The sequence below is a fragment of the Paraburkholderia sp. BR14320 genome, assembly GCF_040948665.1.
Classification (GTDB): domain Bacteria; phylum Pseudomonadota; class Gammaproteobacteria; order Burkholderiales; family Burkholderiaceae; genus Paraburkholderia; species Paraburkholderia youngii.
The window spans coordinates 1-1,163 of sequence record NZ_JBFPKG010000195.1; the positions used below are offsets into that span (position 1 = coordinate 1).

General features: G+C 60.0%; 1 protein-coding gene. It reads right to left on the reverse strand.

Annotation, left to right across the window (positions count from 1 at the left end; all coding sequences use genetic code 11):
* On the reverse strand, positions 1 to 1,163 hold a 1,163-nt coding region (locus AB3X89_RS39800; protein ID WP_368588004.1), incomplete at both ends, for an amino acid adenylation domain-containing protein.

The following is a 1,163-nucleotide window of genomic DNA, read 5'->3' on the forward strand; positions in this document are numbered from 1 at the left end:
GTCCCCCGTGCGATACAGCCGATCGCCCTCCACAAAAGGACTGGCGATGAACCGCTCGGCTGTCAGCTCGGGGCGGTTCAGATAGCCGCGCGCCACCCCCGCCCCGCCAATGTAAAGCTCGCCCACCGCACCAAACGGCACCGGCGCGCCATGACCGTCCAGCAGGTACACCCGCGTGTTCGCAATCGGACGGCCGATCGGGACCACTGACCCATTAAAATCAGCCGGGCAATTCCAGACTGTCGCGAAGGTCGTCGTCTCGGTCGGGCCGTAGCAGTGAACGAGACGTACGGGGCCTTCTTCTTTCAGCAATCTCAGAAATGAGCGGAGATCATTGGGCTCCCCTCCACAGAGGAGGTACTTAAGTTGGGCTAACGTGGGAGCAATCGATGATGTAAATTGATTGAATAATGCTGTTGTTAGAAAAAGTGACGTCACCCGGTGCTGTTTAAGCGCCCGGGCAAAGCTGGAAGGGTCTGCGACAGCTTGCATTGCAACAATGCAACCACCGTTAAGTAGTGGTGCCCACACTTCGAATGTGCTTGCGTCGAAGGCGGGATTGCCGGCCCATGCCACACGATCCCCCGCCTCGATCTTCGCATATGCATTGTTGATCACTAGCCGGTTGACGGCACGATGAGGGACAAGAACTCCTTTGGGAAGGCCGGTTGAGCCGGAGGTGTACATTACGTATGCGGCAGCCTCAGCGGTCAATGCCAGGCCAGGATCGGAACTACATCCCGTTCCAACTATGAGCGGCTCAATAGCCAGAACCGGTATCGTCGCCTCAACCAGATTGTCGCCGTCAATCTGGCCAAGCACCAGGCGGGCAGCACAATCAGCGAACAGCCATTCCTGTCGTGCAGAGGGAAGGCCGCGATCGATCGGCACATATACCCCGCCCGTCTTCAGGATCGCCAGCTGCGCCACCACAAGAGCGACGGAGCGGTCAAGCACTGTCGCAATGCGATCTCCCGGCCTGACTCCAAGTGCGATCAGATGATGGGCCAGCCGGTTGGCCCGCGCGTTGAGCTCCCCATAGCTCAGTCTCTCGTTCTCATGCACCAGCGCCACCGCCTCCGGTGCCCGCCGCACCTGCGCCTCGAACAGCTCATGGATGCACCGCTCCGACGGATACGCCGCCTCCGTGCGGTTCAGCTCCT